The organism is Dinghuibacter silviterrae (genome assembly GCF_004366355.1).
Classification (GTDB): Bacteria; Bacteroidota; Bacteroidia; order Chitinophagales; family Chitinophagaceae; genus Dinghuibacter; species Dinghuibacter silviterrae.
The window spans coordinates 2412318-2435292 of record NZ_SODV01000002.1 but is presented as its reverse complement, the minus strand read 5'-3'; the positions used below and the strand labels follow the sequence as shown (position 1 = coordinate 2435292).

Annotated in this window: 17 protein-coding genes; 11 read left to right on the top strand and 6 right to left on the bottom strand. The window is 56.2% G+C overall.

Annotated features, from left to right (window positions below; genetic code table 11):
* The first annotated feature begins 15 nt into the window (after positions 1-15).
* From EDB95_RS26940 to EDB95_RS26930, 3 genes are read left to right on the top strand one after another with little or no spacing between them, the layout of a single operon-like run.
* Positions 16-708, top strand: coding sequence for a CTP synthase C-terminal region-related (seleno)protein (locus tag EDB95_RS26940; RefSeq protein ID WP_134000120.1), 693 nt, complete (start codon positions 16-18; stop codon positions 706-708).
* Positions 705-1427 (top strand): energy transducer TonB, encoded by a 723-nt coding sequence (locus tag EDB95_RS26935; protein ID WP_134000117.1) that lies wholly within the window; start codon positions 705-707, stop codon positions 1425-1427. Before EDB95_RS26940 ends, EDB95_RS26935 begins: the two co-directional genes overlap by 4 nt.
* Before the next feature lie 24 nt (positions 1428-1451).
* Positions 1452-1742, top strand: coding sequence for a nucleotidyltransferase family protein (locus EDB95_RS26930; protein WP_211352233.1), 291 nt, complete (start codon positions 1452-1454; stop codon positions 1740-1742).
* A gap of 134 nt (positions 1743-1876) precedes the next feature.
* On the opposite strand, the gene EDB95_RS26925 is transcribed toward EDB95_RS26930, so the two are convergent.
* The 5 genes from EDB95_RS26925 to EDB95_RS26905 form a co-directional block, all read right to left on the bottom strand.
* A complete protein-coding gene (locus EDB95_RS26925; RefSeq protein ID WP_134000114.1) occupies positions 1877-2395 on the bottom strand; it encodes a hypothetical protein in 519 nt (172 codons plus the stop codon).
* A gap of 14 nt (positions 2396-2409) precedes the next feature.
* The gene (locus tag EDB95_RS26920; RefSeq protein ID WP_134000111.1) at positions 2410-2853 is read right to left on the bottom strand and encodes a helix-turn-helix domain-containing protein; all 444 of its coding nucleotides are present in this window, start codon (positions 2851-2853) and stop codon (positions 2410-2412) included.
* Complete coding sequence (locus EDB95_RS26915; protein WP_134000108.1) at positions 2840-3298, bottom strand: hypothetical protein; 459 nt, start codon at positions 3296-3298, stop codon at positions 2840-2842. The genes EDB95_RS26920 and EDB95_RS26915 overlap by 14 nt, the downstream gene beginning before the upstream one ends.
* A 99-nt stretch (positions 3299-3397) precedes the next feature.
* Positions 3398-4990, bottom strand: a complete 1593-nt coding sequence (locus EDB95_RS26910; RefSeq protein ID WP_134000105.1) for a S53 family peptidase — start codon at positions 4988-4990, stop codon at positions 3398-3400.
* Between the two features lie 39 nt (positions 4991-5029).
* On the bottom strand, positions 5030-5923 hold the full coding sequence (locus EDB95_RS26905; protein WP_134000102.1) for a sugar phosphate isomerase/epimerase family protein: 894 nt from the start codon (positions 5921-5923) through the stop codon (positions 5030-5032).
* Between the two features lie 38 nt (positions 5924-5961).
* Here EDB95_RS26905 and EDB95_RS26900 point away from each other — a divergent pair, with 38 nt between their 5' ends.
* Positions 5962-7098, top strand: coding sequence for an AI-2E family transporter (locus EDB95_RS26900; RefSeq protein ID WP_162852813.1), 1137 nt, complete (start codon positions 5962-5964; stop codon positions 7096-7098).
* Here EDB95_RS26900 and EDB95_RS26895 read toward each other — a convergent pair.
* Positions 7095-7871: a phosphosulfolactate synthase gene (locus EDB95_RS26895; RefSeq protein WP_134000096.1), complete on the bottom strand. Its 777-nt coding sequence runs from the start codon at positions 7869-7871 to the stop codon at positions 7095-7097. The genes EDB95_RS26900 and EDB95_RS26895 overlap by 4 nt on opposite strands.
* Before the next feature lie 64 nt (positions 7872-7935).
* Here EDB95_RS26895 and EDB95_RS26890 point away from each other — a divergent pair, with 64 nt between their 5' ends.
* The 7 genes from EDB95_RS26890 to EDB95_RS26860 all read left to right on the top strand — a co-directional run bounded on the left by EDB95_RS26890 (position 7936) and on the right by EDB95_RS26860 (position 22891).
* Positions 7936-8907: an aldo/keto reductase gene (locus EDB95_RS26890; RefSeq protein ID WP_134000093.1), complete on the top strand. Its 972-nt coding sequence runs from the start codon at positions 7936-7938 to the stop codon at positions 8905-8907.
* A gap of 6 nt (positions 8908-8913) precedes the next feature.
* A complete protein-coding gene (locus tag EDB95_RS26885; RefSeq protein ID WP_134000090.1) occupies positions 8914-9633 on the top strand; it encodes an SDR family NAD(P)-dependent oxidoreductase in 720 nt (239 codons plus the stop codon).
* Between the two features lie 93 nt (positions 9634-9726).
* Entirely contained in the window at positions 9727-13902 is a 4176-nt protein-coding gene (locus tag EDB95_RS26880) for a two-component regulator propeller domain-containing protein (protein WP_134000086.1), read from the top strand.
* A 104-nt stretch (positions 13903-14006) separates the two neighbouring features.
* Positions 14007-16826 carry a TIM-barrel domain-containing protein gene (locus EDB95_RS26875; protein WP_134000083.1) on the top strand — a complete coding sequence of 940 codons (2820 nt, stop codon included), beginning with the start codon at positions 14007-14009 and terminating at the stop codon, positions 16824-16826.
* 19 nt (positions 16827-16845) lie between these two features.
* Complete coding sequence (locus EDB95_RS26870; protein ID WP_134000080.1) at positions 16846-20046, top strand: SusC/RagA family TonB-linked outer membrane protein; 3201 nt, start codon at positions 16846-16848, stop codon at positions 20044-20046.
* Between the two features lie 11 nt (positions 20047-20057).
* Positions 20058-21692: a RagB/SusD family nutrient uptake outer membrane protein gene (locus EDB95_RS26865; RefSeq protein WP_134000078.1), complete on the top strand. Its 1635-nt coding sequence runs from the start codon at positions 20058-20060 to the stop codon at positions 21690-21692.
* An 11-nt stretch (positions 21693-21703) separates the two neighbouring features.
* Positions 21704-22891 carry a glycan-binding surface protein gene (locus EDB95_RS26860; RefSeq protein ID WP_134000075.1) on the top strand — a complete coding sequence of 396 codons (1188 nt, stop codon included), beginning with the start codon at positions 21704-21706 and terminating at the stop codon, positions 22889-22891.
* Positions 22892-22975 lie beyond the last annotated feature (84 nt).

Genomic DNA, 22975 nt, shown 5'->3' with positions numbered 1-22975 from the left:
TCGTACTTTCGAACAATGAAGCTAGCAATTATCGGTGACTTCCGGAAGGAAAATGCCACCCACGTGGCCACAAACTCCGCACTTCAACACTCCATCGATTTCCTAGGCGCTGACCTCGACTTTTCGTGGGTCCATACAACCACAATCCACCACGGATTCAACCCCGACGACTACCAGGGCTTCCTCATCGCCCCCGGCAGCCCCTACGCCTCCATGGAAAACGTCCTGGAGGTCATCCGTTTCGCCCGGCTTCACCTGGTGCCTACGCTCGGCACCTGCGGAGGGTTCCAGCACATGATCATCGAATACGCGCGGTCGGTGCTCAAGGTCGCTGACGCTACCCACGCGGAGACCGATCCGTATGCCTCGCGGCTCGTCATTACGCCTTTATCCTGCTCGCTGGTCGGACAGCGGTTAGACGTTTCCGTTCTTCCCGGTTCCCGCGCGTTTGCACTCGTCGGCGCGTCTTTTACCGCAAACTACTATTGCAACTTCGGGCTCAACCCCGAATACGCTGCCGCCCTCGATGCGTCCGGGTTTCGGATTACCGGCACCGATGCGGACGGCGAGGTGCGCATCCTGGAGCTGGATGGGCATCCGTTCTTTATGGGGACGTTGTTTGTGCCGCAGGCCAGTTCTACGAAGGAGCGGCCGCAGCCGCTGGTGACGGGGTTTTTGGAGGCGGTTGTCGTATATTCGAATCCATGAAATCAAACACCTTATTGCTCCTCCTTTGCACCATATTCCTGTGGACCCTTCACGCCAAAGCGCAGGAAAAGAGTAAACTCCTCAAATCCTGGATCTGCGTCTCTTCGATGTCCTTGCCAGACAGTATCGTTGGGAACAACAGCGCGTACATCCGGTATACGTTTGAACCGCGTACTTCCTACGTCAGCTTTGACCCCCGATGGAACGAACATTCCCAGGACTGGTCCCTGGAAGGGAACCAGCTAAAAATGGGATCCGTCACCTATACGGTAGAAGAACTCACGGATGCCGACCTGGTACTGGTTCAACCGGGTATCCAGGTGGTTACGTTCCGGGACGAACAATTATTCTGTCGCGATTCCACACATCTGATTCAGGACGGCATCTTTAAAAGCGAACCCGTTTTCACCGCCAACCGGTGGTTTGCGCCGCGGCTTAAGTCTGAAGATCTCCACCCGATCATTGGCGCAGCGCTAGGCAGCTCCGCCAGCTACCGGGGCAAGGTTTTCGCCGTTTCATTCGTAATTGGCACGGACGGCAGTGTAAACGACGTCCATGTCCTTCAGAGCGTCAAGGATAGCTATGATCAAAAGGTGTTGAAGCAATTAGATAAAACGTCCGGCCTTTGGACCCCACCGTTTTTTCATGGACACCCCATCCAAACACGGATGGTATTCAGGATGAATTACGCTGGCGCTACTATTGTCCCCTTTAATTAGGTCGCAAAACCTTACTTTCACACAGTGGAAATAAAAGATTTCAATTCTTTACAAACCTATTTCCGAAAAGAACGAATTTTCGATCAGTACGGGCTGGACCAAATCGGTGTGTTTGGGTCCCTTGCCCGTGGAGAACGGTTTCATGATATTGATCTGATGATCGATTCGCCGGTGTCCGTTGAAGTCCTGCTGCGCCTTCAACAAAAAATGGAAACCGACCTGCAAACACCGGTGGACATCATGCTCAAAGATCTGGCTGAGCCTATTATCCTTTTCAGGGCGATGAAAGACGTTAAGTATGCAACCAGGGATTAAGAATGATCTCACTTAGGGGCGATACTATCCCCCCCATATCCTCCTTCCCTAAAAACATCCCCGTCCCCACAACTCACACCTGCGGTTATGCGGAAAAAGGCAAAGTATATGGGATATTAGCCGCTTGATGGGACTTATTTTTTCTTTACTACCACTTCTTTTGTGGAATTGTCCGTAGTATTCGTCAAAGCTACTACCGCATCCTTGTCGAACATATATGAGAAGAATTGTTCCGCAAAACCTTCAGGATTAACTTCTTGAATGATCATTTCTTGAAACAACGTACCCGAAAGATTTTTGGCGAAAAGAGCTCTGGTATGAGATATTGAAAGGTCTACTATTCGGATAATGAGTTCCTTGGGGAAAAGGATCACCCCATCCTTGTTTCGAAAACTTGCTAACTGAGGTATTTCATAATAGTTCTCAACCTGTATATCTGCAAGTATTTGCTGGGGTTGGTCAAGGTAGTGAAAATATATCTTGATTTCAAGCTTAGTAATATTAGAGTCTATATTGAAACCTAGCTGATGACCAATCTCAATCGCAATAGACTTGCTTGCATCAGGGATAAACAAACTTTCGTTTACCTGAAAATAAGTATCTCTTACTCTTTTAATAGAAAATTGAACAGGATTTGAGGCGGCTTTATTCATTAAATCATTATTGGCTAAGATAAAGATTCTGTTTCCGTCAATGAAGCTCTATAACCAGGAGTCCTTTCCGCAACACGCTGCCAACTAATTTTGGGAGTTGAATTCTGGATTAAAGAAGGGTGGACATGAACATTGAAATATTGCACCGGCTTGTGATTCGAGTAATAAATATGCTCCCGATTTCGAGCATCGTCTTTTATATACTCCCCCAGATTCACAAAGTTTAGAATTGGTGCATTCCCAGTCGCAATGGCCAGGTCGACCAGCTTACTGAGTTTATGATCAAAATCCCCATTCAAGACCTGTGAAATATATCCCTTTGTTACGTTTAGCTCTTCTGCAAGCTGCGTTCGATTGATGCCCTTTTTTTTCATATATTCTTCGATCACACCATAAAGATTATTCTGGATTTGGACCAACCAGTAATCTTTGCTGTGTAACAGTTCACTTCTTTTCATGTTGCTTTAGAAATTTTGTCTTAACAGAACGAAACCTGGTAAAATCCGATTTTTGCTGATTCTTATATCCACCCAGCAATATCAATTTCCCATTGGGGATCTTTATCGCGTACACCCTAAGATCTTGGTATTTGAATTCGAACTCTTTCACCAGCTCGCCTTGCGGAGTAACATCTTTAAATTTGTCCGCGGGGACAGGTTGATTATTGGCCACCCGTTCCATTATGGTTAACAACCGTCGAAAGGGGCTGTCATACTTTTTCTCCAGGGACTCCCTATATGCGTCAAATATTCCGGGTATTTCGGCCTCGCCTCCATTTAGCTCCGTTTTATTGATTTCAGCCTGAATCTTTTCAATATCAGCACTTTCCTCAACGATCACTAGCTGCTTGGTTTGTTGAATCCCTTTTATGGTTCCAATATTTTTCAGTACAAATTTAGCCATAATCTGGTTTAGCTCCAACTAAACTTTTCAAAGTTAACAGATCTGATGGACTTAGCCTAGCTAAAACAAACGGCAGCTTATGTTTAACCAATAAATGGGTCAGCTTTTCAAAATCTCCAACAACATCCCCCCATCCGGCACACCATTCCCCGTACAAGCATCCCACCCCGGCCCCGCGGCGTACGTGGACCCGGAATCCACGGTATCATTATTCCCCTGGGTGATATCCCGGCAAACCGAAGGATTGGAATAGAGAATGGGATTGAGAAACCCGACGGGCTTTCCAAGCGCCTGGTTGAGCCGGGCGACGAGGCCTGCCATGAGGGGCGCCACGGCGGAGGTCCCGCCGATGGGTTCTCTCTGGCCGCCCAAAAGGATGTTGTAGCCGGTGGCGGGGTCTGCGTCGCCGGCCACGTCGGGTACGCCCCGGCCGGGGTTGCCGGTGTTGGGGGACACAGGGACCTTGGCGCCGCTTTGATAGGAGGGCAGGCTGAAGAGGTCGCTGACGCCGCCGCCGGTGGCGCCGCCGTTGCCGGGTTCGTTCCAGACGACTTCGCTGTTGATGGAGTCGGTTTGGACGTTGGCCTGGAGGGTGGTGCCGCCGCAGCCGAGGACGTAGGCGCTGCTGGCGGGGTAGTCGACGTGTACTTTTCCATCACTGACGCCGTCGCTGGAACCGGAATCGCCGGCGGCGACGCAAACGGTGATGCCCATCGTTGAGGCGGCCTGGAATTCCTCGTCGAAGGTGGTATAGTAGGAACCGTAGGAGGAGTCCTCTGGTCCGCCCCAGCTGATGGAGATGACGGAGGGCTTGTTGGTGGTGTCGTGGATGGCGGCGGAAACCGCGTCCTGAAAGGCTTTTGACGTATTCCCCGCAAAATATACGGCGATTGTAGCAGCGGGGGCAACGGTCCCGGCAACCTCTATATCGAGGGTGACTTCGCCGTCGGCATCGCTGACACCATTCCCGGGATTGTTAGAACCGCCGTCGACCGGGATGGCGACGAGGGTGGGGGCGGCGAGACCAAGGCTTTGGTAATACGTGTTGATGTCGCTGGTGTTGTACCCGCCGCCGAGCTCGATGATGGCGATGCATTGTCCCTGGCCGGTATATCCGTCGGGAAAATTATATAACCGGGCGATGTCGGTCGGGTTGTAGGAAGTGGTCGCCACCGCGGCGCGGAGGGGGGAGGCGGCCGGTAACCGTTTGATCTTGGGCGTGGCAATGGGGCGGGTGTCCAACCCAAAAACACCCCGGACGATTCCTTCCAGCTCTGAAGGGATGTACACATCTCCTGTGCGACCCCGGAAAATCTGGCCGGAAGTGTCCTTATAATGGGAAAGGCTGACCTGGAAGGTGTGTTCCATCTGGGCGATGGTTCCCCGGATCTCGACGGCCCTTTTCTGGGGCTCTATCCGGACGAGGCTAAACCCTTCGTGGCGGGCAAACGCCTCTACGGCGGCGATGTCTTCTTTGCTCGTCCCATATAATTCCCCAAAGGTTTCCCGGCTCAGGGGGGTAAACCCACGGCCATGGGGCATGTCCCGGAGGTCGGGCAGGGGCCGGCCTGGCCGGAGTTTGAGTGTCACATTGATGAGGTCGGTCTTTTGAAGACCCGTAGCGGGTTCACCGGGGGGAACGGACTTTTTGCTGCCCGGCAGGACAAGGCGCGTCGAATAGGGAGTGTTCATGGTTAAAAACGATTTGACCGAAAAGATAATACTTTATCCTTAGAAACCCCAACGATGCATGGTAGTCAGATCGTTACGTGCGTCATCGAGCGGATTTCGGCCCTGGTAGGATTCCTGTTCGATGGTCAGCTGCGTGGCGCCCTGCCGCACCGCGCGGGTAACCACCGACCGGGTATCAAGGATACCCTGGCCAAGAATCGTGCTTTCGTAAGCTCCGCCCATTTCACCCGTACCGTGTGCGGGGATCATGTCTTTGACGTGTAAGAGGGCAAACCGGCCGGGGTGAGCCTGCAACACGTCCATGGGTTTGGCCCCGCCCAACAGCAGGTTACCGATGTCCAGCTGTTGGGCGACCAGCGACGGGTCGGTTTCGGAAAGGATGATATCAAAAAGGAGTTTCCCGTTCAGGTGGTCTTTAAATTCGAAGTCGTGGTTGTGGTAGCCGAACTGCAGGCCCATGGTTTTACACAGCGCCCCGCACTTGTTGAACACGGCCATCCAGCGTTGCAGCCGGTCATAGTCCCCCCGGAGGGACTCGTCCAGCCAGGGGCAGACGACGTATTCCTGGCCCGCCGTTTTTGCATCTTCCAGGGTGTGTTTCCAGGCGTCGGTAAAGTCACTTCCGCTCCAGTGGACGCCCTCTTTTAATTCCGTGTGTCCACTGACCATCGCCAACCCCAGGTCGCTTAAGATCTTCCGGAAGGAAACGGCGTCAAAGCCATAAAACTTCCGGTCGATATAATTGGCGTGTTCCACGTTCCGGTAACCCATCGCCGCCAGTTGTTTTAACGTCCCCGTGGGGTCCGCCTTCATGGCGTCCCGGACGGAATACAGTTGGAGACAAACACGGGTGTGGGGCAACAAGGGCGCTACGGCGACCCCGGCCATGGCTAAGGTGCTATTTTTCAGGAATGTCCGGCGTGAGGAAGTCATATCCCACTAATCTAGTAAATTTTAATACATTTATAGTTATGGAGATCAAAGTCTATCCCTTTTACGCCCGGTTAAGCCTGAGCCTTGTCGCCATCTTCCTGATTTTCTTTTTCCTCAAATATGCAGAAAGCATCTTCATACCGATGTCTTTTGCGGGGTTGCTGGCCATTATGCTGATCGCGCCCTGTGACTTTTTGGAAAAAAAGGGCATCCCGCGGGGTATCGCCGCCATCGTGTCCCTGCTGCTGTCGGTTTTCCTGGTGGTCTTCGTCCTGTACTTTATTTCCTCGCAGATCATCAGTTTCCGGAACGACCTGCCGGCCCTGGTCACGCAGTTTGAATCCGTCCTGGACAGCATACAGGTGTGGATCAAACACCGCTTCCACATGACACACACCGGGATGCAACAGCTGATGAATTCCGCCAAGAGCCAGACCATTTCCAGCACGGGCTCCATCGTGGGCAGCACCGTTTCCTCGCTGTCGAATACGCTCCTGTACGCCGTCCTGATCCCCATCTATACGTTTCTGTTGCTGCTGTACCGGGGGCTTGTCGTCCGTTTCCTGATCCGCGCCTTCCAGGACCAGCACACGCCCAAGGTCTATGACATCCTGGGTAAAACCCGCCACGTCATCAAAAACTATATCGTAGGATTGATGATCGAAATGGCCATCGTCGCCTTTTTGAACTGCACATTGTTCTTTATCATCGGTGTAAAATACGCGCTCCTGCTGGGGGTCATTGGCGCCCTGCTGAACCTGATCCCCTATCTCGGAATCTTTACCGCGCTCATCCTAAGCTGTCTGATCACTTTTACGACCAATACACCCACGGTCGTCCTGGAGCTGGCGATTGCCATGGTGGGCGTGCATTTGGTGGATAGCAACATACTTTTGCCCAGGGTCGTCGGATCCAAGGTGCGGATCAACGCATTGGCCACCATCCTCGGGGTCGTCGTGGGGTCGATGTTGTGGGGCATCCCCGGTATGTTCCTTGCAGTCCCCATTGTGGCCATCCTCAAAGTCATCTTTGACGGGGTCGACAGCCTGAATGCCTGGGGGATCCTCTTAGGGGACGACCGGGACGAAGCTACGGTGCATCAAAAAAAGAAGCACGGGTTGCGGTGGCCGGTGCTCCGGAAGCGCAGGGTGCCCGCTGGCGAAGCGGAGGCTTAAAGGTTTTCGAGGAAAAAATGGAACGAATCGCCCCGTAAGCCGATCCGCATCGCCTCCAGGGCGATCACATCCTGTGTGGCAACATTCCCCAGGTTGGCGTTACACCCCAGCAAACCGAGGAAATACAACTGCTGATCCTTGAGCGGCGCTTCCCAGATGATCTTTTCCCCCGGAATACGCGTCAGGATTTCCTGTACGAGGCCTTCGCGGACCTCGCCCGAATCCCGGTACAAACCAACCGTGCCGGTTTCGCGGGCTTCCGCAATGACATAGCTGGCGCCGGCGTTTAGTTCCGCCTGCATCAGCTCGATCCACTTATAGGGAGGGGTAATGTGTTCGCGGTCCTTGTCCTTGGACCCCACTTCGCTCAACACCATGGCCTGTTTGGACAACTTCTCGATGTATCCGCACTTTTCGGTATGGGAGATATTGATCGACCCGTCGGACACTTCCACACAGGTGATGTCATAGTCCTTCAACAGCGCCAGGTAATCCGCAAACTGGTTCCGCACGATAAACGCTTCGAACAACAACCCCCCAAAATATACGGGAATGTTATGGGCGCGGTAGGCGTCGATCTTTTCCCTTAGGTGCGGCAGCACAAAAGACACGCCAAACGCGAGTTTGGCCAGGTCTACGTAGGGGTAGGCCACCGACAGGTAGTCCTTGGTGCTTTCGACGCTTAACCCCTTGTCCGTCACCATGGTTAGACCATTTGTACGGGGAGGCTGCGTGCGCTCGGGGATGTGCGTGAGGTAAAAGTTCGGTTGCATGGTGCAAAGATAATTGGCTTCATAATTGGTTTACTCAAAGGGAAACCCAAATTATAGTTAACCTATGGAATATAGACAATTGGGCCACACAGGCTTACAACTGAGCGTACTGGGCTATGGAAGCTGGATCACCTTCAAAGGCCAAGTCGACGACAAGGCCGCGGGCGACATGATGCAGATCGCCTACGATAATGGCGTTAATTTTTTTGACAATGCCGAGGTCTATGCGCGGGGCGAAAGCGAGCGGATTATGGGGCGGGTTCTCCGCTTGAAGGGTTGGGAGCGTTCCTCCTACGTATTGACCAGCAAGGCCTACTTTGGTTGGCACCACCCCAACTTGCCCACCCAGCACGGTCTGGCCCGCAAGCACCTCCGCGAGGCCTGCGACGAAGCTTTGGAACGTTTGCAGACCAGCTACCTGGACATTTTTTATTGCCATCGTCCCGACCCCACGGTACCCGTGGAGGAGATCGTGTGGACCATGCATCAACTTTTCCTTGCCGGAAAAATCCTCTACTGGGGCACCAGCGAATGGACTGCGTCCGGCATACAAGCAGCCATCACTGCCGCGGAGCGCTATCATCTCCTCCGTCCGGTGGTCGAGCAGCCCGAATACAACCTGTTCCGGCGTTTTAAGGTCGAAGAGGACTACGCCCTTTTGTACGACACCTACGGGTTGGGGCTCACCACCTGGAGCCCCTTGCACAGCGGCATGCTCACCGGCAAATACAACGACGGCATCCCCAAAGGCAGCCGGCTGGACCTGCCGGAGTTTAAAGGCATGATGGGCATGGCCTATTCGGAGGAAAAAGTCGGAAAAGCCCGGGCGTTCAAAGCCATCGCCGACCAGGCGGGTTATTCAATGACCGATCTGGCCCTGGCCTGGGTCATCCATAATCCCCATGTCACCTGCGCCATCCTCGGCGCCTCCAAACCCGAACAGCTCGAACAAAACCTCCGGGCGTTGACGATTGATTTAAGTCCTGACCTGGTAGAACAGATCGAGAAAGCAACACGCATTTCTGATGATAAATGAACCGTTATGGACCTGAAATTAAACGACAAAGTCGCCCTCATCACCGGTGGCGCCTCCGGTATCGGGCGGGCCGTCGTCAAAATGATGCTGGCGGAGGGCGCGCGCATCGTGATCGCCGACCTACACGATCCCCAGAATAGCGATGTACTTTTTATAAAAACGGATGTGTCTCACCGGGAGGAGGTGCATTCGCTCATACAAGCCGCTCTGGGGGCCTATGGACATCTGGATATCCTGTTTAATATCGCTGGTCCCGGCGCCGTGGGCAGCCAGCTCGACACCGACGATACCGAATTCCACCGGCAGATCAATGGTCACGTTCTGGGGACCTTTTTGTGTACCCAGGCCGTGCTGCCCCACATGATGGAACGCCGCTACGGCAAGATCATCAACATCGGTTCCTTTGCGGCGCACGGTGTCATGGATTCGATCCCCGCTTATTGCGCCGCCTTCGGCGCCGTGGACGCCTATACCAAAAACGTGGGGCGATGGGCGGCGCCCTATAATATCAATATCAACACGGTTTCGCCGGGCAATATTCTTACGCCAATGACGGTGCAATGGCTCAGCGAAGATAACCGTATGGAAACCTTATCTTCTGCTATCCCGATCCGACGGATCGGGTCGCCGGAGGACGTGGCCGCCGCCTGTGTGTTTCTCGCCTCCGACGTTGCGCGGCATATTGTTGCTGCGGATATAAACGTGAGCGGCGGGCAGCGCATATAGCGCGTCTTAGCCGCGGCGCGGCCGCCGCCCGCAATCGTTTGCGGACCTCCGGGGGACAGGTAAACGTGATAAACCTTATATTGCACCCATCGCATGAGAAAGTGTCTGCTGGTCATATTGATCTCGATGGGGCGTCTTGCGTCGTACGCGCAGCCTCAGTTGTACCCTTTTATACATATAGGTAGCGCCCAGGGGCTTTCCTATAACGAAATACACGCCATTTATAAAGATGACAAGGGGTTTATGTGGTTTGGCACCATGTCTGGGCTCAACCGCTACGACGGGCACGAGTTCCGCGTCTTCCGGCATGATCCGGCGGACCCCGGCTCCATCGGGGAAAACACCATCAAAGCCATCTTTGAAGGACCCGGCGAGCGGTTGTGGGTCCAGTTCAGCGACAATGTCCTCAACATCTATGATCCCCGGACCGAAACCTTCAACCGCGATGTCAACGCCGCGCTGAACGCACTCGCCATACCCGGGGGAAGCATTTCGAATATTGTAAAGGACCGGTCCGGCTGCTTTTGGTTTGTACAGCCCACCGTGGGTCTTTTTCGTTTCGATCCCCGCCGCCAGCTGACCACCCGCGTCCTTCTTGATCCCGAAGAGCCCACCGTCGCCGCCGACAACATCACCGACTTTACCACGGACAACCACGGTCACTTCTGGATCATCCGCAGGGATGGTCTCCTGGAATGCCTGGATACCGGTTCGCTCCGGATCAGCCGCGTGGACCGCACCATCACCAAAGCGTCTTCCGGTCAGGCCACCGATTACAATGTATACGCCGACAACCTGGGCGACCTCTGGATCTACAGCACCGGGGACGCCCGCGGCATCTGGTTTTACAAAACCACCGACCGTTCCTTTCTCCACCTCGACAAAAGCACCGCCACCTGTCCCCTCAACAACGACATCGTCCGGGATGTGGTCCAGGACGATGCGGGCCTGATCTGGATCGGCACCGACCACGGGGGCGTCAACCTGCTCAACAAAACCACCTTACAGATCCGCTACCTCGAACACAATGATTTTGACGACAACACCGTCAGCCAAAACGCCATCACCTGTTTGTTCAAAGACAACGCCGGCACCGTTTGGGTCGGCACCTATAAACAAGGGATCAATGTCTATCATCCCGGTGCGATCCGTTTTCCCCTGTACCGTCACCATCCCTTTGTCCCCGGCAGCCTTGGCTTTGACGATGTCAACCGTTTTGTGGAAGACCCCAGGGGCAACCTTTGGATCGGCACCAACGGCGGCGGCCTCATCTATTGGGACCGTACCACCGGAAAGTTTACCAGCTACGTACACAACCCGTCGAATCCCAACAGTCCTTCCAGCGATGTCATCATCAGCCTGTGCATCGACCACCGGGGGATGCTGTGGATCGGCAGCTATTTCGGGGGACTCGACCGTTTCGACGGCAGGACCTTTACCCACTACCGCCACCACCCCACGGACAGCACCTCTCTTGGCGATGACCGCGTGTGGGAGATCCTGGAAGACAAATGGGGGCAGCTCTGGGTGGGCACCCTCGCCGCCGGTCTCGACCTCATGGACCGCGACCACGGCCGCTTCCGCCACTTCCGCTTCGGAGACCAACCTAAAACCATACAGTCCAACTATATCTCCGAGCTCACGCAAGATACCGCCGGCAACCTGTGGATCGGCACCGGCACCGGCGTCGACGTCCTGGAACACAAAACGGGCCGTTTCCGCAACTACGACCTCGCCAACGGCATCAGCAGCCGCAACATCCTCGCGGTGATCGCCGACAGCCTCAACCGCGTGTGGATCGGCACCGCCGAAGGCCTCAACCTCTTCGACCCCGTCCTCGGAAAAACCCTCCACGTCTGGAACAAGGCCGACGGGCTCCCCGACAATTATATCCTCACCATTGCCGAGGACAACAACCACAACCTTTGGTTGGGGACGCCTTCGGGGCTTTGCAATGCGGTGTTGAAGTACCCCGGCGCGGATGCGCCGGGCAAAGGCGGTGCACTGCCGCCCGGTGTAGCCCCCCAACTCCAGGCCACCACCTACGACGAATCCAGCGGCCTCCAGTCGCGGCAGTTCAATGAGAACGCCGTGCTGCGCACCCGCGAAGGCGAGCTTGTTTTTGGCGGACCCAACGGGTTTAACGTTTTCAAGCCCGGGAACATCCATACGGATAAGGAAACGCCGGCCATTGTTTTTACTGACCTCCAGGTATTCAACAAAAGCATCGCCCCGGGGGACAAACTCCACGGGCGGACCATCCTACCCGCGGCGCTGCCGCAAACCCGCGAGGTCACGTTGCGGTATAACGAAAATGTATTTTCGGTGTCTTTTGCCGACCTCGATTATTCGGGCAACCAAAAGACCGCATATTCTTACCGGCTCGACGGGTTTAACCAGGACTGGCTGGCGCTGCCCGCCCGCCAATGGAGTGCCACGTATACAAACCTCGACCCGGGTACCTACACCTTCCGGGTCAGGGCGGTTCCCACACAGGGCGTCGGCCAGCCGCGGGAGGCGTCCCTGGTCATCCATGTCCTGCCGCCGTTTTGGAAAACGCCCCTGGCCTTTGTCCTTTACGTCCTTTTTATCATCGGTGTGCTGGCCCTCGCCCGAAACATCCTGATCGAACGGACGCGGATGAAGTTCCGCCTCGAACAGGAACGAAAGGAAGCGCAAAACATGCACGAACTGGACATGATGAAGATCCGGTTCTTTACCAATGTCAGCCACGAGTTCCGGACGCCCCTGAGCCTTATCCTGGCGCCCCTGGAAAAGCTGATCAAACAAGAGGGCACCGGGGCGGCACAGTTCCAACTGATGTACCGGAACGCGCGCCGCCTCCTCAACCTGGTCAACCAGCTCCTGGACTTCCGGCGTATGGAGGTCCAGGAATTTACCTTGCACCGCAGCAGCGGGGACGTCGTCCGGTACGTGCGGGAACTCACCCAATCTTTTTCCGACATATCCGAAAAACGGCACATCGCGCTCGACTTCCAAAGCGAGGTAGGGGAGTGCGTCACCGCCTTTGACCGGGACAAGCTCGAAAAAATCGTATTCAACCTCTTGTCCAACGCTTTCAAATTCACGCAGGAAGGCGGCCGGGTGGATGTCCGGGTACGGGTGGACGGCGACGCCGTGGAGATCCGGGTCGCCGACACGGGGATCGGCATCCCCGCCGACCAGCAGGACCGCATCTTCGAACGGTTTTTCCAGCACGACCTCCCGGGGAATATGATCAACCAGGGCAGCGGGATCGGGCTGGCCCTGACCAAGGAGTTCGTAAAGCTGCACCAGGGAACCATCACCGTGGAAAGCGAGCCGGATAAGGGGAGTTGTTTTATCGTGCGGTTGCCGATTGTGCAGTTGCCGCCGAAGGCAGTAGCCCGTGAGGACGGCGAGGCCGCAGGCACACCAGTTGGCGGAGACGCCGCGCACGCACCGGCCGGGGAAGCGCGATCCGGCGATGATGCGGCGGGCGCGCCCCCGCCGCGCACGCGCAAGCGCCCCACGCTCCTCCTGGTGGAAGACAACGAGGACTTCCGTTTCTACCTGAAGGATAACCTGCGCGCGTATTACGAAGTCGTGGAGGCGCCCAATGGGAAAGAAGGCTGGAAAAAAGTGCAGGCATCGCCCCCGGACCTGGTGGTGAGCGACATCATGATGCCGGAAATGGACGGGATCGCGCTGGCACGGCGGATCAAGCATGACCCGCGGACGGCGCACATACCGGTGATCCTGCTCACGGCGCGGGCGGACGAGGAGCAGCAGTTGGAGGGGTTTGGCACGGGGGCGAACGACTATATCACCAAGCCGTTCAATTTCGAGCTGCTGCTGGCGCGGATACGGAACCTGCTGGCGCAGAAACGGCACCAGCGGGCGGCCTCCAAAAATATGGAGGTCAACCCGAGCCCGGTGGAGGTGACGCCGCTGGACCAGCAGTTTCTCCGGCAGTCGGTGGAGGCGGTGGAAGCGCGGCTGTCGGACCCGGACTTTTCGGTGGAGGACCTGAGCCGGGCGCTTCATTGCAGCCGGGTGACCCTGTACAAGAAACTGTCTTCCCTGACGGGGAAGGCGCCTTTGGACTTTATCCGGCACATCCGGTTGAAACGGGCGGCGGACCTTTTGGCAAAAAGCCAGCTGACCGTGGCTGAAATCGCCTACGAGGTGGGGTTCAACAACCCGAAGTATTTTGCCAAGTTCTTTAAGCGGGAATTTGGGGTACAGCCTTCGGCCTATAAGCAGCTTAACAAACAGACCCCCTCTTGATAACATTTGAGACCGGCCCCTTAACATTTGATGCCCCATTTGAGAACAAAGAGGGCGTATAACTCATTGTAATTCAGAATAGATTTGAGGCAACTATTCTTGCCATGCGAATTGAGAGACTGCGCGCTGCCCTGGGTGGATTTCTGTTGATTTTTCCATTTGGATTAAAGGCTTCCGGACCTGCCGGCCGTTACGAAAAAACCGACAACGGGATTATTGTCCATATTGCACATCCCCGGCCTCATTACCCTCACCTTATATCTATACAAGCGGTCACGGACCAGATCATCCATGTCCAGGCCTTTCCAACGGATGCGGATAACCCTCCTGTAAGCCTGATGACGGTCAAGACCCCGGAAACAGCGGTCCGTTATGAGGTATTGGACAAAGACGGGTTTATCCGGCTGTCTACGGACTCCCTGCGGGTGCTGGTGGATAAAAACAGCGGCCGGGTCACGATCACGGACGTCCGTGGTCGGGTACTGTTGGGGGAAGCGGAACGCGACAGACCGGTTTTTTCGACCGATTCCAGCCTCAGCGTCACCTTTAAGTCGCCCAAAGATGAATCCCTGTACGGGCTGGGGCAGCAGCAAAACGGCTGGATCGACCTGAAGGGCAAGAGCCTGACGCTTCTGCAACAAAATTCCAACGTGGCGGTGCCTTTCCTTGTGTCCAGCCGGAACTACGGGCTGTTGTGGGACAATTATTCTATCACGCGCTTTGGGGATTTGCGGGCGTATGGGCCGTTGTCGGAGCTGACCCTGAAGGGGGAGAACGGCCAGCCGGGTGGGCTGACAGCCACTTACGCCAACGGCGACTCCATATTCACCAAGAGACAAGAACAAGTCATCGACTATAAATACCTGCCCGATCTGGGCAAGCTGCCAAAGGGATACACCCTCGCAAGAGGCCTGGTGCGTTGGAAAGGCAGCCTCACCGCAACCCAACCGGGGTTGCACCAGTTCATGCTCTATTTTGGGGGGTATGTCCGGGTATGGGTCAACGGGAAACTCCTTTTAGACCGTTGGCGTCAATGCTGGAACCCGGAAACAGCCCCCTTTTCTATCCCGCTCGGCGAAAAAGCAGTCCCCATCGACATCGAATGGAGACCGGACGGGACGGAATCATATATCTCCCTGACTTGTCTTCCGCCGGGGCCCGGTTTGTATAAAGACACGTATTCGTTTAGTTCGGAAGTCGGGGACGCCGTCAATTATTTTTTTATCAAAGGAAACAACCCGGACCAGGTCATCTCGGGCTACCGTTTGCTGACGGGTAAAGCGCCCATCATGCCGGTATGGGCGATGGGGCTTTGGCAAAGCCGGGAACGGTACAAAACCCAGGAGGAGCTCTTACATACGGTGCGCACCTTCCGCGCCCAGCACATCCCGCTGGACAACATCGTCCTGGACTGGCAGTATTGGCGGCCGGACCAGTGGGGGAGTCAGGAGTTTGACCCCAGCAGGTTCCCTGAACCGGACGAGATGTTGCGCACGCTTCATGATTCGCTCCATACGCACTTTATGATCTCCGTCTGGCCGAAGTTCTACACAGGCACCCAAAATTTCGACCTATTCCAAAGCAAGGGCTGGCTCTATACCCTGAGCGTCAACCGCGGCCAGAAGGACTGGCTGGGGTATGTATCGACCTTTTACGACGCCTTTAACCCGGACGCCCGGCGCCAGTTCTGGCAGCTCATGAACCAGCACCTTTTTACAAAAGGCGTGGACGGCTGGTGGATGGACGCGACCGAACCGGATATCATGAGCAACACCTCCATACAAGACCGCAAGGCGCTGATGGAACCCCATGCGCTGGGGACGGCGTCCAGGTATTTCAATGCTTTTCCTTTGGAAAATGCCCGCGCCGTATATGAAGGCCAGCGGGCGACGGACGATCAACGGGTCTTTATCCTGACGCGCTCGGCGTATGCGGGTCAGCAACGGTATTCGGCGGCGACCTGGAGCGGGGACATCGCGGCCCGCTGGCACGACATGCGCAACCAGATCACCGCGGGCCTGGGCTTTAGCCTCTCCGGGATTCCTTATTGGACGATGGACATCGGAGGTTTTGCGGTCGAAGGCCGGTATGAACACCCGAACCCCGCCGACCTGGAAGAATGGCGGGAACTCAACACCCGCTGGTTCCAGTTTGGTGCGTTTTGCCCCTTGCTCCGGGTGCACGGCCAGTACCCTTACCGGGAGGTTTTTCACCTGGCCCCCACGGACCATCCCGCCTTCCAAAGTATCCTGTATTACGACCGGCTGAGGTACCGGCTTCTTCCGTATATCTATTCCACCGCGGCCCGTACCTGGAGCGGGGACTATACCATCATGCGTGCCCTTGTCATGGACTTCGAACAGGACAGCGTCGCCCGCGGGGTCGCGGACGAGTACCTTTTTGGGCCTTCCCTTTTGGTCAACCCGGTCTGTCAATACAAGGCCCGGTCCCGGAGTGTGTACCTTCCCGCCGGTACGGACTGGTATGATGCGTATACGGGGAATGCCTTCCACGGGGGACAGCGCATCGACGCCCCGGCCCCGTACGAAAGGATGCCCCTGTTCGCACGCGCGGGATCGATCGTTCCCCTGGGCCCTGCGCTGGAATACACCGGCGAAAAACCGGCCGATACCATCACCCTTTGCGTCTACAGGGGGGCCGATGCAGCCTTTACGCTGTATGAAGACGAAGGAACCAATTATCACTACGAAAAAGGCGCTTATGCGGAGATCCCGCTACAATACAACGAACATACTGGAATCCTTACAATAGGCGAACGCAAGGGAGACTTCCCCGGCATGCTCCAACACCGCGTTTTCCGTGTCGTATGGATCGGGAAGGGGCACCCGGCTCCCCTGGAAGCACAACCGGGCACGGACATCCCTTATGACGGCCAACCACAACAAATAAAGGCACCCATCTAACATTGCAAATACCTTCATTATGAGAAAAAACAACGATTGTAGGGGTACCCGGCCGGGTATCCAGCTATGGAAAAGCCTCCCCGGGCGGCTGCTTTCCCTCGTCCTGCTGGCCTGCGTGCTGGCGGCGGGGCAGGTCTGGGGACAGAATGCATCGCCCAGGACCATCGAGGGCAGGGTCCTCTCCAAAAGCGGAGAACCTGTCGTCGGCGCCAACATCCAGGTAAGGGGCTCCAAGGTCGCTACGGCCACGGATGCGAACGGTAAATTCAATATTTATGCACGCATTGGAGATGTCCTGGACATCAGCGCCGTCGGTTACCGCACCCAAAGGGTGACGATCGGGGCCGAAGGCACGGTGCGGATCGCCATGGAAACAGACTTCGGTCATATGGACGACGTCGTCGTCGTGGGGTACGGCCAGATGAAACGGACGGACCTCAGCAGCGCTCAGACCACGGTCACCTCCAAGGACATCGGGGAAACGGTCAATACGACCCTGGACCAGGCGCTGCAGGGCCGCGCCGCCGGGGTGTACGTCAGCTCGCCCAGCGGTCAGCCGGGGGCGGGTGCGAACGTCGTCATCCGGGGGATTTCCTCCATCACCGCCGGTACGCAACCGCTGTATGTTATCGACGGGGTGCAGATCCGGCCGGGCGACTTCTCCGATGATCCCAACAGCCACCCGACCGGGTTTGCCAACGCGCTTTCCGGTATCAACCCGGATGACATCGAAAGCATGAACATCCTGGAAGGTCCTGCGGCTACCGCCATCTTCGGGGCGGCGGGCGCCAACGGGGTCATCATGATCACCACCAAACACGGCAAGGCCGGGGACACCAAGATCTCCGCCAGCACGACCTGGACGATACAGGACAAACCCAAGGAATTGCCGGTGATGAACCTCCAGCAATACGCCACCTTCCGCAACGACGCAGCCGCCGCCGGCGGAGCGCCCAGCGATCCCAGTTTCGCCAACCCCAGCGTCCTGGGCCCCGGTACGGATTGGCAGGCCGCCCTGTACCGCCGGACGCTGTTGCAAAAACATACGCTGTCCCTGAGCGGCGGGAACGACAAAACGACCTTTTACCTGTCCGGTGAATATTTCAGCCAGGAGGGTGTCGCACCCGGTTCGGGCTTCAACCGTGCCAGCACCCGGATCAACCTGGACAACAAGGTCCGCCCCTGGCTCAAGCTCGGGTTGAACCTGAATCCCAGCTATACCACGGAAAAAGTAAACACCACCAACGCGGGGATCGTACAGCTGGCCGTCTATCAAAACCCTTCCGTACCGGTCAAAAACCCGGACGGTACCTGGGCCGGCCCGGTCAGCACCCAATACCAATACACCAACCCGGTGGCCCTTTCTTACATCAACAACGACTATAACAAAGGGCTGGGTGTTATCGGCGGCGGCTACGTGGACCTGACCCCGATCAAGGGGCTCACGATCCATACCGAAGCCAATACCAACCTGAACTATACGAACAACTACCAATTCCATCCTTCTTACCAGTTCGGCGGCTACGTCAACGCGACGACCGTGGCTTATGTCAATACGTACAACAGCTGGTGGTGGAACTGGCACAGCCGCATACAATACGATACCAAGATCGGGTTGCACAGCATTTCCGTCATGGCGGGTCACGAAGCCCAGGCGTATGGCGGCGGGGCGCTCAACGGCCAGCGCCAGGACTATGTCACCAATTCGATCCAGGACCTTTCCGGGGGGGCGCAAGCCACGTCCATCGCCAACAGCACGCGGTATGACGGTGCCCAGGAAAGCTATTTCGGCCGGTTGAATTATGTGTACAACGACCGGTACATCCTCGGTGCGACGTTGCGCGCGGACGGCAGCTCCAACTTCGGACCCGACAACCGGTGGGGCTATTTCCCCTCGGTCTCCGTGGCCTGGCGGATTTCGCAGGAGAATTTCATGAAGAACATAAAGTCCGTCAACGACCTGAAACTGCGGTTCGAGGTCGGGACCAGCGGGAACTCGGCGCAAACCGGCGGTGGATACTATGCCGCCCTTCAGTCCGTACCCACGGCCTGGGGTACCGGCTTCCTGTCCTCCAACTTTAGCAACCTGAAGCTGAAATGGGAGAGCGACAAAACCTATAACGTCGGTGTCGACCTCCACATGTTTAACAACCGGATCGAGCTGATCGCGGACGCGTATAAAAAATACACCACCAACCTGCTGACCCAAAGCGTCTATCCCTTCTACGACGGGGGAGACATCGCCTACTCCGCCGGGTATATCCAGTGGCCGGAAGGCAACGTGGGGTCAATGTGGAACAAGGGGTTGACCGTGACACTCAATACCGTAAACTTCGCGACCAAGCAGTTTCAATGGAAGACCGGTTTCAACATCTCTTTTGACAAAAACCAGGTCACTTACCTGCCCACGCCCTACATCACCTCCTGGAATTCAACCCAGGCGCAGTTTCAAACGGTCGCAGGGCAGCCGCTGAGTATGATCACCGGGTACATTGCCCAAGGGCTGTTTAAGAACTACGCGGACATCACCAGCCACGCCGTACAAACGGCCAACGGGGTTATGACCGTCAGCCCCCAGGGTACCTGGGTAGGGGACATCAAGTTCAAGGACCTCAACAAGGACAACGTGATCAACGCCAGCGACCGGACGACCATCGGCAACCCCTGGCCAAAATATACCTTCGGCTTCAACAACGAATTCACCTACAAAGGATTCGACCTGAACGTCCTGGTGATCGGCAGCATAGGGAACGACATCCTCAACTACTTCAAGTATTACAATACGATCCCCCTGGACAACGGCGTCTATGGCAACTACCTCAAGGCAACGGCGGGTTATGCGCGGCCCAGCAGCTACAACATCGCAGACAGCTCGACGGTGACGCTCACCAACCCCGGTGGTACGGTTCCCCGGATCGCCCCCGGCGACCCCAACGGGAACAACCGCATGAGCAACCTTTGGGTGGAAAATGGTTCCTACGTCCGGGTAAAAAACGTGGCCCTGTCGTATGTCGTACCTACCCGGTACCTCGGTCACATGCCCATCCGCGGCTTGCGGGTCGGTGTCAACGTCCAGAACCTGTTCACCATCACGAAATACTCCGGCTACGATCCCGAAATCGGCATTGTTAAATACCAGGGCGTGAACATGGTCGGCATTGATACAGGCCGGTACCCGAACGTGCGCATGTATACCGGTTCCATGGTCCTTGACTTTTAAATTCATTCGTCATGAAAAAGATTCTTCCATATACCTTATTGCTGGCGGGGTTGAGCACCCTGGCCGGTTGCAGCAAAAATTTCCTGAACCGCCCGCCCATATCGAGCCTTACGTCCGGTAATTTCTACCAGACCGATGCAGAGGTCATGGCCGGCACGGCTCCCCTGTACAACATCACCTGGTTTGACTACAACGACAAGGCCTTCTTAGCCTTCGGTGTAGCCAGGGGGGGCAGTCTGAACTCCAACGACCGGACGCCCTATATCGAGTTCGATCCCTCGTCCACGGACCAGACGACCCTGTTGACCGGGTACAAAGCGTTCTATAAGATCGTCGCCCAGTCCAACCTGACGATGCAAAACATCGTCGATGCCAAGAACGCGACGGTGTCGGACTCGATCCGGAGCTACGGCCTGGCGGAATGCCATTTTATGCGGGGACTGGCCTATTATTACCTGGTCAGCAACTGGGGCGCCGTTCCCATCATCTATGACAACACAAACCAGCTCAGCGATTCCCTGTTGCGCAACACCATCGAAAGCGTCTGGCAGTTTATTCTCATGGACATGCGGTACGCGGTCAATCACCTGCCCACCGCTTCCTATCAACCGGGCAGGATCAACAAGTATTCCGCCGAAGGGATGCTGGCTAAATTTTACCTGATCCGTTCCGGTCTGGACAAAACCCTGGGGAACCGCACCCAAAGCGACCTCGACAGCGCCAAGTATTTTGCGTCCGACGTCATTTCCAACAGCGGTATGTCCCTACCCAGCGATTATTACAACGAGTTCGTGGGGGTCAACAACAACGCCGCCACCCTCGACCCCGAAAGCCTTTTCAGCCTGTTGTGGCAACCCGTCAACAGCCCCTGGGGTGTCAACAACTCCTTCCAGGCGTACATGGCCTTCGAACCCCAGATCACCCAAACCGGCGACGGCTGGGGCTCCGCCCAGGGTGGTTCGGCTGCGTTGATCAAATACTTCCTGGCCAACCCCAACGACTCCATCCGCCGCAAAGCCACCATCATGTTCCCCGGCGACTTCTATGCCGAGCTGGATAAAAAAGACAACGGCGTTACGGTCCCGAACACGACGAACTACGCGTACATCAAAAAATACGTCATCGGTTCGCCCGCGGACAACAACAACCTCGGCGCCTTTATGGCCGCGTATACGAACACGATCATCCTTCGTCTCGCAGAAGTCTACCTGATCTATGCCGAGGCCACCATGGGGAACAATACAAGTACGACCGATGCCACGGCGCTGGCCGCGTTCAACGCGGTACGGACAAGGGCCGGCATGCCCACCCTGACATCCATTGCATTCTCGGATATTTTCCAGGAAAAATGGATCGAAACAGCGATCGAAGGCAACGAGTGGTACGACATCCTGCGCTGGTACTATTTCGACCCTATCGACGCCGAGGCGTATGTCACCGCCCAGGACCGCGGGATCAGCTATACACTGACCTGGGTGCCGGGTAGCTTCTCCCCGCGCCGGTATACGTTCACGTCCAGCGGGGAGCACTTCTCCTTCAATGCCAACAACGTGTACCTGCCGTTCCCCGAACAGGAAATGGAACAGGCGCCCAGCCTGTCCAAGACCCCGGTACCGTTCAATTTCAGCGTATTGCCTAACTATTAAAAATGATCCCGATGACCAAACAAACCTTACGACTTTGTCTTGCCGGGGTCCTTTCCCTGGCCGGGCTCTCCGCCTGTCAGAAACAAAACACCGGTGGCCCCAAGATCACCGGTCTTCGCGCCAACCTGACCACGCCCGCCGACACGACCCTCAGTCTTGTCAACCCGGGTCAATACGTTATCCTGGATGGTAGCGGCTTGTTGTCCACCCGCCAGGTTCTTTTTGACGGCGTGGCGGCCAATCTGAACGTCGCGCTCAACGCCGCAGGACACGTGGTGGTCCAGGTGCCCAGCATCCCACCGAATGTCCTCAGCGGCACCATGGCCAATACCATCGAGGTCACCACGGCCAACGGGACCACGACCTATACCTTCCCGGTCGATCCCCCGGCGCCCATCGTCTCCTCTATATCCAATGAGTTTGCGCATCCCGGTGACGTGATTACGATCAGCGGCCAGTTCCTGTACCTGATCCAAAGCATCACCTTCCCAGGCGGCGTTGCCGCCACCACGTATACCAGCGCCTCCGACGGGTCCAGCGTAACCGTTACGGTGCCCGCGGGTGCGACAACGGGCGGAGGCATCCTCATCACCAGCAAAGGCGGAACAAGTTCTTCCGATCCCGCCGCGGGTTTCCGGGATACCCGGGGCATGCTTTGCGACTTCGATACCTATAACCAATATTCCTGGGGTGCAACGGGCGTCGTCGATTCCCCTTCGTTTACGGGGAACAACGGGTATTTCGCCCAGATGAGTTTCACCGGGGTCAATACCGGGGACGACCAATGGTGGAACGGGGGTCGCTCCGTCAACACCAATGCCGTCCAGTGTGTCGCTGCCGACAGTATGGGCAACCCGATTGCCGACTACGCCCTCAAGTTCGAGGTCTTTATCAAACAACCCTGGAATACAGGTATTATACAGGTTGTCTTCAACTACAGCTGGAACTTCACGGCCTCCTACGCGGGTTGGCAAAATTTCGCGGACAGCTCCATGGTCAGCACCACCCAATGGACCACCGTTGTGCTCCCCCTGGCCGGTTTCCAGAGCTCGTCGGGCGCAGCCCCCACCAGCCTGGCCGCCCTGTTGGGCAGCAGCGGGAATGCCAACCTGGACATCATGTTTGACAACACCGGCCCCAGGTCCGTCACGAAGTTTGACGCCGGTGTCGATAACATCCGCATCGTTAAGATCAAATAAATCGTCAAGACCAAGTAAGGATTCTCTGCAATATGGATGGAAGCCGTCCCCCTTGCATGGGGGGCGGCTTTTTAAAATCAGTTC

Bases quoted from the DNA above. Each gene is read 5' to 3' on its own strand.
- EDB95_RS26905 (WP_134000102.1), bottom strand. From the start codon at position 5,923: ATGACTTCCTCACGCCGGACATTCCTGAAAAATAGCACCTTAGCCATG.
- EDB95_RS26925 (WP_134000114.1), bottom strand. From the start codon at position 2,395: ATGAATAAAGCCGCCTCAAATCCTGTTCAATTTTCTATTAAAAGAGTA.
- EDB95_RS26935 (WP_134000117.1), top strand. From the start codon at position 705: ATGAAATCAAACACCTTATTGCTCCTCCTTTGCACCATATTCCTGTGG.
- EDB95_RS26920 (WP_134000111.1), bottom strand. From the start codon at position 2,853: ATGAAAAGAAGTGAACTGTTACACAGCAAAGATTACTGGTTGGTCCAA.
- EDB95_RS26865 (WP_134000078.1), top strand. From the start codon at position 20,058: ATGAAAAAGATTCTTCCATATACCTTATTGCTGGCGGGGTTGAGCACC.
- EDB95_RS26880 (WP_134000086.1), top strand. From the start codon at position 9,727: ATGAGAAAGTGTCTGCTGGTCATATTGATCTCGATGGGGCGTCTTGCG.
- EDB95_RS26875 (WP_134000083.1), top strand. From the start codon at position 14,007: ATGCGAATTGAGAGACTGCGCGCTGCCCTGGGTGGATTTCTGTTGATT.
- EDB95_RS26900 (WP_162852813.1), top strand. From the start codon at position 5,962: ATGGAGATCAAAGTCTATCCCTTTTACGCCCGGTTAAGCCTGAGCCTT.
- EDB95_RS26860 (WP_134000075.1), top strand. From the start codon at position 21,704: ATGACCAAACAAACCTTACGACTTTGTCTTGCCGGGGTCCTTTCCCTG.
- EDB95_RS26870 (WP_134000080.1), top strand. From the start codon at position 16,846: ATGAGAAAAAACAACGATTGTAGGGGTACCCGGCCGGGTATCCAGCTA.
- EDB95_RS26915 (WP_134000108.1), bottom strand. From the start codon at position 3,298: ATGGCTAAATTTGTACTGAAAAATATTGGAACCATAAAAGGGATTCAA.
- EDB95_RS26940 (WP_134000120.1), top strand. From the start codon at position 16: ATGAAGCTAGCAATTATCGGTGACTTCCGGAAGGAAAATGCCACCCAC.
- EDB95_RS26885 (WP_134000090.1), top strand. From the start codon at position 8,914: ATGGACCTGAAATTAAACGACAAAGTCGCCCTCATCACCGGTGGCGCC.
- EDB95_RS26895 (WP_134000096.1), bottom strand. From the start codon at position 7,871: ATGCAACCGAACTTTTACCTCACGCACATCCCCGAGCGCACGCAGCCT.
- EDB95_RS26890 (WP_134000093.1), top strand. From the start codon at position 7,936: ATGGAATATAGACAATTGGGCCACACAGGCTTACAACTGAGCGTACTG.
- EDB95_RS26910 (WP_134000105.1), bottom strand. From the start codon at position 4,990: ATGAACACTCCCTATTCGACGCGCCTTGTCCTGCCGGGCAGCAAAAAG.